This is a genomic window from Streptomyces lucensis JCM 4490 (genome assembly GCF_014650035.1).
Taxonomy (GTDB): domain Bacteria; phylum Actinomycetota; class Actinomycetes; order Streptomycetales; family Streptomycetaceae; genus Streptomyces; species Streptomyces lucensis.
On the sequence record NZ_BMUE01000015.1, the window covers coordinates 14,705 to 27,869 of the forward strand.

At 73.6% G+C, this 13,165-nt stretch carries 12 protein-coding genes; 6 read left to right on the plus strand and 6 right to left on the minus strand.

The window, feature by feature from the left end; genetic code table 11:
- Positions 1 to 11 precede the first annotated feature (11 nt).
- Complete coding sequence (locus IE177_RS27715) at positions 12 to 995, minus strand: zinc-dependent alcohol dehydrogenase (protein ID WP_190018186.1); 984 nt, start codon at positions 993 to 995, stop codon at positions 12 to 14.
- Between the two features lie 107 nt (positions 996 to 1,102).
- On the opposite strand from IE177_RS27715, the gene IE177_RS27720 reads away from it, so the two are divergent.
- Positions 1,103 to 1,912 carry a CDP-alcohol phosphatidyltransferase family protein gene (locus IE177_RS27720; protein WP_190018187.1) on the plus strand — a complete coding sequence of 270 codons (810 nt, stop codon included), beginning with the start codon at positions 1,103 to 1,105 and terminating at the stop codon, positions 1,910 to 1,912.
- A 40-nt stretch (positions 1,913 to 1,952) separates the two neighbouring features.
- Here IE177_RS27720 and IE177_RS27725 read toward each other — a convergent pair whose 3' ends face one another.
- The 3 genes from IE177_RS27725 to IE177_RS27735 all read right to left on the minus strand — a co-directional run bounded on the left by IE177_RS27725 (position 1,953) and on the right by IE177_RS27735 (position 4,215).
- The gene (locus IE177_RS27725; RefSeq protein ID WP_190018188.1) at positions 1,953 to 2,171 is read right to left on the minus strand and encodes a hypothetical protein; all 219 of its coding nucleotides are present in this window, start codon (positions 2,169 to 2,171) and stop codon (positions 1,953 to 1,955) included.
- 260 nt (positions 2,172 to 2,431) lie between these two features.
- A complete protein-coding gene (locus IE177_RS27730; protein ID WP_190018189.1) occupies positions 2,432 to 3,130 on the minus strand; it encodes an ABC transporter ATP-binding protein in 699 nt (232 codons plus the stop codon).
- On the minus strand, positions 3,127 to 4,215 hold the full coding sequence (locus IE177_RS27735) for an ABC transporter permease (protein ID WP_190018190.1): 1,089 nt from the start codon (positions 4,213 to 4,215) through the stop codon (positions 3,127 to 3,129). The genes IE177_RS27730 and IE177_RS27735 overlap by 4 nt, the downstream gene beginning before the upstream one ends.
- 241 nt (positions 4,216 to 4,456) lie before the next feature.
- Between IE177_RS27735 and IE177_RS27740 the strand changes: the two genes are divergently transcribed.
- Positions 4,457 to 5,689: a sensor histidine kinase gene (locus IE177_RS27740; protein ID WP_190018191.1), complete on the plus strand. Its 1,233-nt coding sequence runs from the start codon at positions 4,457 to 4,459 to the stop codon at positions 5,687 to 5,689.
- Positions 5,686 to 6,321: a response regulator gene (locus IE177_RS27745; RefSeq protein WP_190018192.1), complete on the plus strand. Its 636-nt coding sequence runs from the start codon at positions 5,686 to 5,688 to the stop codon at positions 6,319 to 6,321. Before IE177_RS27740 ends, IE177_RS27745 begins: the two co-directional genes overlap by 4 nt.
- Positions 6,322 to 6,462: 141 nt before the next feature.
- On the opposite strand, the gene IE177_RS27750 is transcribed toward IE177_RS27745, so the two are convergent.
- Both IE177_RS27750 and IE177_RS27755 read right to left on the minus strand, forming a co-directional pair.
- Positions 6,463 to 7,200 carry a YcnI family protein gene (locus IE177_RS27750; protein ID WP_190018300.1) on the minus strand — a complete coding sequence of 246 codons (738 nt, stop codon included), beginning with the start codon at positions 7,198 to 7,200 and terminating at the stop codon, positions 6,463 to 6,465.
- Between the two features lie 58 nt (positions 7,201 to 7,258).
- On the minus strand, positions 7,259 to 7,891 hold the full coding sequence (locus IE177_RS27755; RefSeq protein ID WP_190018193.1) for a hypothetical protein: 633 nt from the start codon (positions 7,889 to 7,891) through the stop codon (positions 7,259 to 7,261).
- Positions 7,892 to 8,104: 213 nt separating this feature from the next.
- On the opposite strand from IE177_RS27755, the gene IE177_RS27760 reads away from it, so the two are divergent.
- From IE177_RS27760 to IE177_RS27770, 3 genes are all read left to right on the plus strand, one after another.
- Positions 8,105 to 9,595 (plus strand): hypothetical protein, encoded by a 1,491-nt coding sequence (locus tag IE177_RS27760; RefSeq protein ID WP_190018194.1) that lies wholly within the window; start codon positions 8,105 to 8,107, stop codon positions 9,593 to 9,595.
- A gap of 602 nt (positions 9,596 to 10,197) precedes the next feature.
- Positions 10,198 to 12,645: a hypothetical protein gene (locus IE177_RS27765; RefSeq protein WP_190018195.1), complete on the plus strand. Its 2,448-nt coding sequence runs from the start codon at positions 10,198 to 10,200 to the stop codon at positions 12,643 to 12,645.
- A 77-nt stretch (positions 12,646 to 12,722) separates the two neighbouring features.
- Positions 12,723 to 13,145, plus strand: coding sequence for an Rv0361 family membrane protein (locus tag IE177_RS27770; protein ID WP_190018196.1), 423 nt, complete (start codon positions 12,723 to 12,725; stop codon positions 13,143 to 13,145).
- Positions 13,146 to 13,165: the final 20 nt, after the last annotated feature.

Consider the following 13,165-nt stretch of genomic DNA (forward strand, 5'->3'; position numbering starts at 1 on the left):
TCGGGTGCGGCTCAGTCCGTCCCCGCGTACCGCACCCGGTGGCACAGGGCGGGGACGTCGCCCGAGGCGAGCCCGGGCATGACCTCCGGGAGGTCCTCGAAGGCGCTCTCCCCCGTGATGAGCGCGTCCAGCGCCGGGTCGGCGAGCAGGTCCAGGGCGAGGGCCATCCGGTCGGCGTAGGTACGGCCGTTGCGGGCGGCCGGGGAGACGGTGCCGACCTGGCTGCTGCGCAGGGAGAGCCGGCGCGAGTGGAAGGCCTCGCCGAGCGGCAGGCTGACGCGCCGGTCGCCGTACCAGCTCAGTTCCACGACCGTGCCCTCGGTCGCGAGAAGCCGCAGGGACCGGGTGAGGCCCTGTTCGGTGGCACTGGCGTGGACGACGAGATCGCAGTCGCCGAGGGCTTCGTCGGGCGTGGCGAAGTCGGCGCCGAGCGCCTCGGCCGTCTTCGCACGGGCCGGGTCGGCGTCGACGAGCTGCAGCCGGACGCCGGGGAAGCGCGCGAGCAGTGCCGCCACCGAGCAGCCGACCATGCCGCCGCCGACCACCGCGATCCGGTCACCGATCAGCGGAGCGGCGTCCCACAGGGCGTTGACGGCGGTCTCGACGGTCCCGGCCAGCACGGCCCGCGCGGCGGGCACCCGCTCGGGCACCACGGTCACGGCGTTCACCGGAACGACGTAACGGCTCTGGTGCGGATACAGGCAGAAGACCGTACGGCCGATCAGCGCGGCGGGGCCCGCCTCCACCACGCCGACGCTCAGGTAGCCGTACTTGACCGGGCCCGGGAAGTCGCCCTCCTGGAACGGCGCCCGCATCACCGCGTGTTGGCTCTCCGGCACGCCGCCGCGGAAGACGAGCGTCTCGGTGCCGCGGCTGATCCCGGAGTACAGCGCGCGCACCAGGACCTCGTCCTCGGCGGGCTCCGCGAGGGTGACGTCGCGCAGCTCGCCGTGGCCGGGTGAGCGGAGCCAGAACGCGCGGGCCGACCGGTTCATCGGCATCCTCCTGAACGATCGGGAAGTTGTTCACGTACCGAGAAGTGCACAGGCCGCGCACAGTACGCGGCGTTGATCGACTCTGTCACTCGGCCGGAGGGTGTGCGGTGGCCCTGAACAACACGTTTGACGCGAGACTCCAGCAGGAGACCGCCGTGGGAGCGGGCGTCCAGGTCCTGCTGCTCGCCCTGCTCGGCTCGGTGGTCGGCATGGGGCCGGCCGGCTGGCTGACGGGACTGGCCTTCGCGTTGGCCACCTGGGCGGTCCTCTCCCGGGCCCTGAGCCGCTCCCGGCTCAGCTCCTTCGGCCCCGCCAACCGGGTCACCCTCGGCCGCTCCGTCCTGGTCGGCGCCGTGACCGCGCTGGTCGCGGACTCGTTCACGAGCGCGCCGCCGGTGGCGCTCCTGGTCGGCCTGACCGCGGTGGCCCTCCTCCTGGACGGTGTGGACGGCAAGGTGGCGCGGCGTACGGGGACCTCGACGGCGCTGGGCGCGCGCTTCGACATGGAGGTGGACGCGTTCCTCATCCTGGTGCTGAGCGTGTACGTGTCCACGCAACTCGGCCCGTGGGTGCTGCTGATCGGCGGCATGCGGTACGCCTTCGTGGCCGCGGCCCGTGTCGCCCCGTGGCTGAACGCCCCGCTGCCCCCGTCCTTCGCCCGCAAGACGGTCGCCGCGTTCCAGGGCGTACTCCTGCTGCTGGCGGGCTCCGGGCTGCTGCCGTACCCGGCGAACCTCATGGTCGTGCTGTCCGCGCTGGGGTCGCTGGTGTGGTCCTTCGGCCGTGACGTGCTGTGGCTGCGGCGGAACTCCCGTACGGCCGCCGGGGAGCCGGTGGCCGGGCAGGCGCCGACGGAGCGGGCGGTGGCCGAGCAGACGGCGGCCGAGCCGATGGTGCTGGAGCTGGCCACGCGCTGAGTGCCCGCTGTCCGGCCCGTGCGGCGTCGCCGGACGCGGCCTAGTCCAGCGTCACGTCGATCACGTCGACCATCCTGCGCAGCTTGTGCTGTGCGCGTACGGCGTCGGGCAGCGGCACGTGGACGACGGCCCTGGCGGTGTCCGCCGGTGCGCTGGTGTACGCCAGGTCCCGCACGTGGTGGTTGTTGAGCGTCGTGGCGAGCCGCGCGAGCGTTCCGTGGCCTGGCCGCAGGGTGACGGTGAGCCGGATGTGTTCCATGGGTGGTGGTCCTGTCCGTGGGTCGGGCGTCGTGGGCCGGAAAACAGAAAGACCCCTCGCGAAGCGCGAGAGGTCTGCGTGCGGGCGGTGAGGCGCGGAAGGGTCACTCCCGATGGCTCGGTGCCGGCACGCTGCCGCCGATAATCAGCTGCTGCTGCTGCATGCCACGGATGGTCGCAGATCCGCCCGCCATCCGGAAAGCCGTCTCGCATGACGGACGACGGGACCGGCGCGGCCGTACGGGCGAGGCCGGGACGGGCTCATCCGGTCGGTGCCGTACGGATCGGTGCCGTACGGCGCAGGCGTCCGTCGCGGACCTCGACGGTCCGGTCGGCGGCCGTCAGGTGGGTGCGGTCGTGGGTGACCATGACGGTGGCGGTGGCCCGCTGGCGGGTGAGCCGGGTGATCAGCTCGACGACGGCGGCGCCGCGTTCGTGGTCGAGGGCGCTGGTGGGTTCGTCGACCAGCAGGACCGTGGGGTCGTTCATCAGGGCGCGGGCGATGTTGACGCGCTGGCGCTGACCGCCGGAGAGCTGGTGCGGCCGGCGGCGTGCCCGGTGCGCCAGACCGACGGCGTCGAGGAGTTCCAGGGCGCGGGTACGGGCCCTGGCCGGACTGCGGCCGTCGATCCGGGCCATGACCTGGAGCTGCTCGGCGGCGGTCAGGGAGGGCAGCAGGTTGGGCTGCTGGAAGACGATCCCGATCCGGTGCCGGCGCAGGTCGGTGAGTTCACCCCGGCTCAGGCCGCTGGTGGGGGTGCCGTCGATGGTGACGGTGCCGGAGTCGGGGGTGATCAGGGTGGCGGCCACGGCCAGCAGACTGGACTTGCCGGAGCCGGAGGGGCCGACGACGGCGGTGAGGCTGCCCTTGGGCACGTCGAGCGTGACCCGGTCGAGGGCGGTCAGACGGGTCTCGCCGTCGGGGTACGTGAGGGTGACGTCGGTCAGGCCGAGGCTCATCGGGCGCTCCCCAGGGCGGTCAGCGGGTCGACGGAGGTGATGCGGCGGATGGAGAGGCCCGCGCCGGCGCTGCCGAGGAGGACCATCACGGCGGCGGGGAGGAGGATCGTGCCGGGGCTGAGCAGGAACGGTACGTCCGAGCCGGTCACGAGGGCGCCGAGGGCCGCGGCGATGCCGGTCCCGGCGAGGGTGCCGCCGACGAGCAGGACGAGGGCCTGGCCGAGGGCGTCCTTGAGGAGGCTCGTGGTGGAGGCGCCGAGCGCCTTCAGGACGGCGACGTCGCCGCTGCGCTGGATGGTCCACACGGTGAAGAAGGCGCCGACGACCAGGGCGGAGATGGCGAACAGGAACCCGCGCATCAGCTGCAGGGAGCCGCTCTCGGAGGTGTAGGAGCCGATCGCGGACAGCGAGCGGGCCAGGGAGACCGTCCTGGTGCCGGCCTTCCTGTCGGTGGCCGGTACGTCGGCCCCGGACGTGGTGCGCAGCGCGATGACGGTGGCGGTGGGCCCGTCGTCCGCACCGGCGGGGGGCGCGGCCGCGCGCCAGGTGTTCAGGCTGGTCCAGATCACGGGGGTGTGGCTGAAGGAGGCGTCACCGCGGACGGCGGCGACGGTCAGCCGGCGCCCGGACAGGGTGAGGGAGCCGCCGGGGGCGAGGCCGAGGTCGTCGGCGGCCGTGGTGGACAGCACCACGCTGCGGTCGTCGATGCGTCCGCCGTCCGGGGCGAGCGGGGAACCTGGTTCGACGCCGAAGGCGGACACGGCGGTGCTCCGCTGTCCGGCGGCGGCCCTGGCCGTGGTGATGCCCAGCGGTTCGGCGCGCTCGACGCCGGGTGCCTCGGACCACTGCCGCCACTGCCGGCGGGTGACGGTGGAGTCGGAGTACGACAGGTCCTGTCCGGCGCTCGGGGCCTGGAAGGCGATCCTGTCCGCGGGCAGGCCGGTGATCGCGGAGATGTTCTGCCGGCCGAGTCCGGCCGTCAGCCCGGACAGCAGCCCGACCAGCAGGGTGATCAGCACGATGACGGTTCCCATCAGGGCGAAACGCCCCTTGGCGAACCTCAGGTCTCTCCAGGCGACGAACACGGCTCGGCCTGTCCTCTCGAGGTCGGGATCGATGGTCGACGGTCGGCCGACGGGTGGGCCGGCGGGTGGGGCCGACGGGTGTCGACGGGCGGTCGAAGCGGTACGTCCCCACCGTCGCCGACGGCGCCCGGTGCGGGCATCTGGCGAGGGACCGCACTTCACCGGCCGAAAAGACGGCACGCGGTTTGTAACTTTCGGCGGAGGCCCCTGCCGGGTCCGTCTCCGTAGCCTGGACAGCACTGTGAACTCCTCCGCCCCCGCTCCGACCCCGACCAGCCGGGTCCTGGTCTGGTGTCTGCACCTGCTGATCGCCGGGCTGCTCGCGCTGGCCGCCGGCCGCGCCCTCACCGACGGCGAGCCGCACGCCGGAGCGGCCGTCGCCGCGGCCGTGGCCTGCGGCCTGGTGTACACGGCCGGGCCGCTGATGCCCGCCGTCCGCGGGTCACGCCGTGCCGCGACGGTGTGGCTGGCCTGCCTCGGCGCCGCCTGGCTGGTGCTGCTGGCCCTGTCCGCCGACGGCGTGTGGCTGGCCTTCCCCCTGTACTTCCTCCAGCTGCATCTGCTGCCGCGCCGGGCCGCCCTGGGCACGGTCGCGGCGACCGCCCTCGCGGCGATCACCGCCTTCGCCGCCCACCAGCACTCCTTCAGCGCCGCCATGGCGATCGGCCCGGCACTCGGCGCCGCCGTGGCCGTGGCGGTGGTGTGGGGGTACCAGGCCCTCTACCGGGAGAGCGAGCGGCGCCGTCGCCTGATCGAGGAACTCACCGCCACCCGAGCCGACCTGGCCCGCGCCCAGCACACCGCGGGCGTGCTCGCCGAACGCGAACGCCTGGCCCGCGAGATCCACGACACCCTGGCGCAGGGGTTCTCCAGCATCCAGCTGCTGCTGCGCGCCGCCGAACGCGCCCTGCCCGAACGGCCGGAGGCCGCCTCCCGCCATGTCGGCCAGGCGCGTCAGGCCGCCGTGGACAACCTCGCCGAGGCCCGCCGCTTCGTCGCCGCCCTCACCCCGCCGGCCCTGGAGGGCACCACCCTGGCCGACGCGCTGGAGCGCCTGTGCGCGACCACCTCCGCCCGCCACCGCGTCACCGTGCGCTTCCACCTGGCCGGCCCGCCCGTCCCCCTGCCCGTCGCGCACGAGGTGGCCCTGCTGCGGATCACCCAGTCCGCCCTGGCCAACACCGTCCGCCACGCGGACGCCGGCACGGCCGTCGTCACCCTCAGCCACGACGGCGGCCACGTCGCCGTGGACATCGCCGACGACGGCACCGGATTCGACCCCTGCCTGCCGCCGCCCCCCGGCCCGGACGGCGGCGGCTTCGGGCTCGCCGCGATGCGCGCCCGCCTGACCGAGCTGGGCGGCACCCTCACCGTCGACTCCGCCCCCGGCCGGGGCACGGCCCTGTCCGCCCGGCTGCCCCTGACCCCGCCCGCGGACGGCGGACCCGAATCCGGATCCGAGGCCCACCCGTGACCGGCAGCCCCATCCGACTGCTCCTGGCCGACGACCACCCGGTGGTGCGGGCCGGGCTGCGCGCCGTGCTGGAGACGGAGCCCGGCATCGTCGTGGTGGCCGAGGCCGCCACCGCCGAGGAAGCGGTCGAGCGTGCCGGCGAGGGCGACGTCGACGTCGTCCTGATGGACCTGCAGTTCGGCGGGGGCATGGGCGGTGCCGAGGCCACGGCCCGGATCACCGCCCGCCCCGGCGCCCCCCGCGTGCTGATCGTCACGACCTACGACTCCGACGCGGACACGCTGCCCGCCATCGAGGCCGGCGCCACCGGCTACCTCCTCAAGGACGCCGATCCGGAGGAACTGGCGGCGGCGGTGCGCACGGCCGCCGCCGGACGCACCACGCTGGCCCCCACCGTCGCGGACCGTCTGATGAACCGGCTCCGCACCCCGGCCGTGGCCCTGACCCGCCGGGAGACGGAGGTGCTGACGCTGGTCGCGCAAGGCCTCTCCAACCAGGCGATCGGCCGGCACCTCCACCTCACCGAGGGAACCGTCAAGTCCCACCTGGCCCGCACGTACGCCAAGCTGGGCGTCGACTCCCGCACGGCCGCCGTGGCGACGGCGACGGACCTGGGCCTGATCCGCCGCTGACCGGACGCCCGCGCCGCCTCGCGGCTACGACGCGTTCACGTCCATCACGCTTCCGGGAACGCGGCGCCGTCACGCTGCCGGGACCGCGCCATTGCGCTCCCGGGAACGCGGCGCCGTCACGGCTTCGGGAACGCGGCGCCGTCACGGCTTCGGGGACCGGCTGCGCGCGATGGCGAAACCGGCCGCCGCCAGCCCCAGCACACCGGCCAGGAGCCCGGCGACGCCCAGCCCCCGGGCGGTGGAGTCGTCGGCGTCCGCGGCCTTCGCCTCGGTCTTCTTCGCGGCCGGGGCGGCGGCCTCCCCGTCGGGGGCCGTGAGCCTGAGGGTGGGCGCCGGGTTCTCCGCCTCCTCCTCCCCGCCGCCCGGCGCCTCGATCCACCGGGCGACCTTGCCGTCGGAGTAGGTCTGCAGCGTCTTGAACGTCAACTGTCCGGTGTCGTCCGGCAGCTGTCCGAAGGCGACGTCGAAGTCCTCGTACTGCCCGCCGCGGATCCTGCCGCCGGTCCAGGTGATCGCGGAGACGGCCTCGGTGATGGTGCCGTCGTCGGTCTTCACCGGCGTCTTGAGCCTGGTGGTGGTCACCTTGGCGGTCCAGCCGTCCTGCGGGTGGACGAGGACCCCGAGGACGGGATGGCCGGTGGGCAGGAAGACCTGCACCTTGGTGGTGGAGGCGCCGTCCTCCTCGTTGGGCACCCGGAAGGTCAGCACACCGTCGGTGGCCCCCTTGGCGTAGCTCTCCGGGTGGACGGTGACGTGGGCCGAGGCGACCCCGGCCGCGGCGAGGACCCCGGCCGCGGCGAGGGCGGTGAGGGTGGCGACGCGGCGCGCGCCGATGCGGTTCGTGGGCGTGTTCGTGGGCTCGGACGTGTCCGTGGACATGGACGTGTTCGTGGACATGGGTGAGTGGATCTCCGTACGGGTGACGTGTGTGGGTGGGTCAGTTCGAGTACGGAATCGCGACGGGGGGCCCGCGCCGGCTGACGGCGTACCGCAGTGGGGCCCGGCGGGGCGGCTCGGGGCAACCCGGGACAGGCGCGGCGAGTCCGGCCGGGCCGGGCACCGGGGCGCCCCGCCACCAGGCGAGAAGGCCCGGCACGAGCGCGCCCGTCCGGCGCAGCAGGGACCACAGCGCGGCCTCGCCCCGCCGCAGGCACCAGGAGGCGACGAGCGCGGCGAGGAGATGAGCGGCCGTGGCGTGAGCGGCTCCGGCATGCGGCGCCGAGTGGACGTGGGGGTGCGCGTGCACGGCCGTCATGACGTGGCCGTGCCCCGGCATGGCCGCCACGGCCGTGGACGGCCACCGCCCCGGCCCGCCGGCCCGGTGAGCCGCGTCGAAGACGAGATGCAGCCCCACCTGAGTCGTGAGCATGACCGTGCCGATCCCGGCCAGGGACCGCTCACGCCCGCCCAACGGCCACACCACCGCGCACACGCCGAGGAACCCGGCCGTATCCGCCCACAACGGCGGCAGGTCCCCCATGGCCAGCCCGTGCCCGGCGGCAGCCAACAACACACACATCGCGGCGAACACCGCGACGCGCGCGCTCCGCACCGCCGCTGACGCGCTCACGGTGAGCGATCCTCCCACGCCGGGGAGATACGGAGGGCGCCGGTACACCGTTCAGGGGGCACATGCCCTTCACGCCTCCGTGCAACCTTTCACACATGCGGAATGTCGATGTGTGCATGCACCACACTCTTCTGGAGGGGCCCACCCCGCCCGTCCGGCTCACCGCGCCGGCGTCCGTCGGCCCTCGACACCTCGCCCGCTGAGAGAACTCCGTTGACCGACAGCACCACCACGCGGCGGGACGCTTCCGTCCCCCTCCCGCCCGGCACGCCCCTTCCCCCCTCCGCGATACGCGCGGAGCGCCGCCGGTTCATCGAGTCCATCCGCGCCCTGCGCCGCCTCCTCGGCAAGCGACGCGCTTTCGAACTCACCGACCAGCGACGCCTGAACCGCGAAGCACGGGACCGGGACCGCGCCGAAGCGGCCCACGCGAAGGCACTGGAGCACATCCGCGAACGCCGGATGCGCCGGCAGGCCTCGCTCACCGGCCGTCTGCAAGGCCTGGGCGGCCAGCGGGAGACCCAGGAGAGGCAGGCCCTGGCCGTCCTGCGCCGCGAGTCCGTCGACCGCGCACTCGGCAGCACGTACCTGACCGCCAGCCAGGTGAACGGCATCGGCCAGGGCCTCGTCCGCGACCTCGCGGCCCACGGCATCCGGACCGCCGCCGACTTCACGCGCGTCGGCTGGGACAAGGCGCCCAACGGCAAGGGCGGCGACGTCCTCTACATCCACCGCACCAGGGGCGGCAGGGTCCACATCAACGGCATCGGCGAACACCGCGGACGCCCGCTCATCGCATGGCGCGACTCCGCGGTCGCCCGCGCCGAGGCCCGCGCCCCGCGCGAACTGCCGCCGGACGAACGCCATCGCATCGCCGAGATCATCGAGGCCGAGCGCGGGCGTCTCCGGCAGGAGCTGAAAGAGGCGGCGAGGGCCGCCGAAACCGACGTCGCCGAAGCCGGCCGCGTGCACGCCGACGCACTGGACCGGCTCTCCGCCGGCCATCGCGGGGCAGCGGACCGCGCCGCCGAACGCCGTGCCGAGTTCGACGCGATGGCCGAGCGGCTGCTGTACCTCCAGGCACAACTGTCGGCCCACATCGACCAGTACGGCGACGCGGGCCGCCGGGTGCGCCGCGCCCAGACCCGTGCCCTGCGCGCGCTGCCGGACGTACCGCCCCTGCCCGGCATCCCGTCCCCCCGCACCCCACCGGACGCCGAACCGTCCGCGGGCGGCCCGGCGCGCCCGCGGATCCGCCGCACCGAGGCCACGGACTCGTCCCGGCCGCGGCCGGTCACCGGAGTTCGCGCCCGGCCCGGCTGGCTGCTGCCGATCCTCTACTTCGGCCTGACGACCGTGGTCGGCGTGGGCGAACTCGGCGACAACACGGCACACTCGTGGGTGAGGTTCGCTTCCCGGCTGGTGGCGCTCACCGCGACGGTGGAGCTATCGCGCCTGTGGCTCCCGCGCAGACGCCGGCGAAGCCCGGGGCCCATGCCCAGGGGAATCGGTTTCCAGACCGCCGGGGTGTTCCTCGCGCTCACCGCCGTCGGCATGTTCGAGGACGAGAAGTCCGGCGTCTTCACCGCAGCGTGCGTGAGCGCCGGCCTGTCGGTCCTGCTGCTCCTCGCCGGGACCGGGCTCCGTCTGCCGCACACCGGCCGGCCCCCGGCCCTCAACTCCCCGAAACGGGACGAGCCCTGACATCGGCCGGCGGCACGAGGGCACGTCACGTCCCTCCCTGGACCGTGACACCCCTCTGACCTGGTGCCATCTCCCGTTGTCAGGCGGAAGGAAGCCTTGGCACGAGAGATCATCGCGTGATATCCATACTCTCCGATCGTTGCACACAACATCCACAAGATGTTCACCTTCAGTTCGTAGACGGCCTGCGGTCCTGCGAGCGACCCGAGCCGTCCACGGCGGGCAACCGCCGGCCTTTCCCCTGCTTGCCTGCTTGTAGCGGCCGTTCGGCAGTGAGCCCCGCTTCCCGAGCACCACCGAAGCACTGCGCTGTTCGTCCCCACTGGTTCAACCGCCTCTTAGGAAAGCCCTTGCCTACCTGCCCGTCCTGCGCCTCCGACCTGCCCGAAGGTCAGAGATTCTGCGGAAACTGCGGCACTTCCACCGGCACCGCCGCCCCGCCGCCGTCGGCACCGCCGCTTCCGCCCGCCCCTCCGGCCCCTCCGCTCACGGCCATTGCCACAGCCGAGGCGCCGCCCGCCGCTCCCCCCGGCCCGCCCCCCTTCGCCCCGCCGCGTCAGGCACCGGCTCCGGGCGCGGGCTCGGGACGGGCAGCGGCCTGGTTGCGCGCGGCCCAGCCCGACCTGCCGTCCGCGAAGGCCGTCGCCCTCGACACGCTGGCCGCGCTCGGTTCCCAGTTCGCCCTGGTCCTGGTGCTGGTGATCGTGGGCATCTGCTTCCTCCCGAGCGGGTCCCACGGTGATCCGGTCGACTGGCTCACCAGCGCCGCCCAGTTCACCGGACTCGGCCTGCGCGGAACCCTGGCCCTCTCGGCGGTGGCGTCCGCCGAATCCGACTCGACCGACTCCGGCTTCTACGGTGACGGCGGCGATGCCAGCGGATCGGGCGACCTCGCGCTCACGTTCCAGCCTCTCCTGCTGACCTGCACCGCGCTGCTCGCGGTGTGGTGGTTCGCGCGCCGCCGTGAGGCTCTCTCACCGGCGGCCGGCGCGGCCCGGACCGTGGGCCGGTCGGCGACGGCGGCCCTGGTCTACACGGCCGCGACGACCCTGCTCGTCGCCGTGGCGCACGCGCACGGCGGCTACGGCCTGGACCCGGACGCGGACGACGTGCCGGTCTCCCTCGACCTGGGTGTCGACGTCTGGCCCATGCTGGTCTACGCGTTCGTGCTCGTCTTCCTGGCCGACTGCGCCGCCCGGAACCGTCCCCGGCTGAAGCAGGCCGTGCGGAACGCCTCCGCGGGCTGGGCGGACTGGTGGGCCGCGGCGTCGACCGCCGTGTCCGCCACGGCAGCCCTGCTCGCCGCGGCGTTCGTCGCCTCGCTCGTCTACGTCGTCGTCGGCGACACCGGCGACCTGGGCCTCGGCACGTCACTGGCCATCGCACTGCTCGACGCGCCCAACGTGGCCATCCTGCTCGGCGGGGGGATGATGGGCGCGACGCTCGGAACCTCGGCCGACGGAAGCGCGTCCGGGCGGCCGGCTTACGCGAGTTCCGGCTCGCCCGCCCTGCACGCGACCGAGGAAGCCGGAATGCTGCACGGCGGCATCCCCGCCGCCTCCTACCTCCTCCTGCTGGTCACCGTCCTGGTGTTCGCCGTGTTCGCCGTGCGCCACGCGTTCGGCGGCGATCCGCGGGAGCGGTCGTGGAAGGCGCTGCGGATCGGCGTCGTCATGGCGGCGGTGTGGGCGGTGCTGGCATGGCTGACGACCGTCAGCGTGAGTTCGTCGGGCGGCCTGCGCCTGCAGATGCTGTTCCCCGCGTCCGGCGACGTCCACATCGACATGTCCTTCGGCCTGCTCGAGCCCGGTTCGCTCCTCGTCGCCCTCGCCTGGGGTGCGCTGATGGCCCTGGCCGTACGGTTCCTGGCCAGGCCGCTGGCCGGCACCTACCCCAGGGTGGCGGCCTGGCTGACCCGCCTGCCGGGCCAGGCGGTGCACCCGCAGTGGGCGGCGCTCCTCGCCGACTCCCTGGACCGCTCCGGACGTCCGGTCCCCGCACACCTCCTCCCGTCCCTGACGGAGCCGCTGGCGAGCCCTCCGCTGTCCGTCAGCCGCCGCCGCACCCGGGCGGTCACGACGGCGCTCGGAGTCGTCGTACTGCTCGGCGGCGGAGGCTACGCGGCGGACAGGCTCATAGCCGAGAAGGTCTACGGCCCGCAGAACGCCGCCGAGGACTACCTCGACGCCGTCTCCGAGGGGAACGCGGCCGCTGCCCTGTCACACCTCACGGACGCACCGCACGCCGGCCCCCTGCTGAGCGACGCCGCTCTCGGCGCCCAGTTGAAGGCGGCACCGCTGGGCGACGTGAAGGTCGAGGACGTCGTCACCGAAGACGACCACGCCCTCGTGTCCGTCAGCTACAGGGTCGGCGGCCACGCGCAGACGGCGCACCTGGTCATGGTCGCGGACGACGAGCACAAGCACTTCGGACTGTGGCCGCAGTGGAAGGTCTCGGACGGCCTGGCGCACATCGAGGTCACGGCGCCCTCCTCGCTGTCGGGCGTGAAGGTGAACGGCGAGGAGGTCACGGCCACCGACGGGACGACCGGGGAACTCGCCGTCTTCCCGGGCGCGGTGACCACCAGCGGGGCGGCGGACTCCTCCCTTCTGGAGGTGGGCGGCGACTCGCTCCTCACGGTGGGGCCCGGGTCGGGATCGGCGGCTTCGGCGAACATCACGGTCACGCTCACCAGCGCCGGCGAGAAGGCCGTGCGGCAGGCCACGCTGGATGCCCTGACGTCGTGCGTGTCCGAGGCGACGGACCTGACCCCCGCGGACTGCCCCGTGAGCTACTCCGACTACAGCTGGTCCCCGGTGACGGACGTCAAATGGTCCATCAGCGTGGAGCCGGAGGTCGACGTCCAGGTGGACGACGAGACCGGCGACATCACCGTCGACGGCTCCTTCTGGGCCAAGGTCAAGTACAGCTACACGGACGACTCGGAATCCGACGGCCCCATGAAGGACACGGTCTCCTCCACCTTCTCGGGCACCGTCGACTTCTCCGGCGGGACGCCGACCGTCAGCTTCGACGAATCGGGCTACTGACCCGGTGGCCCGCCGGGTCGCCGGCGGGCCACCACCACCCGATTCACCTCCACCCTCGTACCACCACAAGGACAGCCATGCCCTCTTCAAGAACCCTCCGCCGTGCCCGTGCCGGCCTGCCCGTCGTCTACACAGCCGGCCTGCTGGCACTCCTAGCCACCGGCTGCGGCTCCGACGAACCCGGCCCCAGTGACGTCGCCCGCCACTACGTGCACGGACTCGCCAAGCTCGACCGCGACGAACTGCTCGACTCGACCTGCGCCTCGATGCACGCGGACATCGAGGACGAGGACTCGTGGAAGGAACTCAGCGAAGACGTCCCGGACTTCCTGGAGTTCGACGTCTCCAACGAGAAGATCAAGGACGACAAGGCCACCGTCACCGTGAAGATCGACGCCCGGGACGAGGACGGGAAGCACAGCATGACCAAGGACCTCCCGCTCACCCGCGACGTGGACGGCCACTGGAAGGTCTGCGTCGGCACCGGCGACGCCAGCTGACGACCCGGCTCGGCACCACG

Coding starts and splice junctions, on each gene's coding strand:
- IE177_RS27770 (WP_190018196.1), top strand. CDS start 12,723: ATGCCCTCTTCAAGAACCCTCCGCCGTGCCCGTGCCGGCCTGCCCGTC.
- IE177_RS27730 (WP_190018189.1), bottom strand. CDS start 3,130: ATGAGCCTCGGCCTGACCGACGTCACCCTCACGTACCCCGACGGCGAG.
- IE177_RS27750 (WP_190018300.1), bottom strand. CDS start 7,200: ATGTCCACGGACACGTCCGAGCCCACGAACACGCCCACGAACCGCATC.
- IE177_RS27715 (WP_190018186.1), bottom strand. CDS start 995: ATGAACCGGTCGGCCCGCGCGTTCTGGCTCCGCTCACCCGGCCACGGC.
- IE177_RS27725 (WP_190018188.1), bottom strand. CDS start 2,171: ATGGAACACATCCGGCTCACCGTCACCCTGCGGCCAGGCCACGGAACG.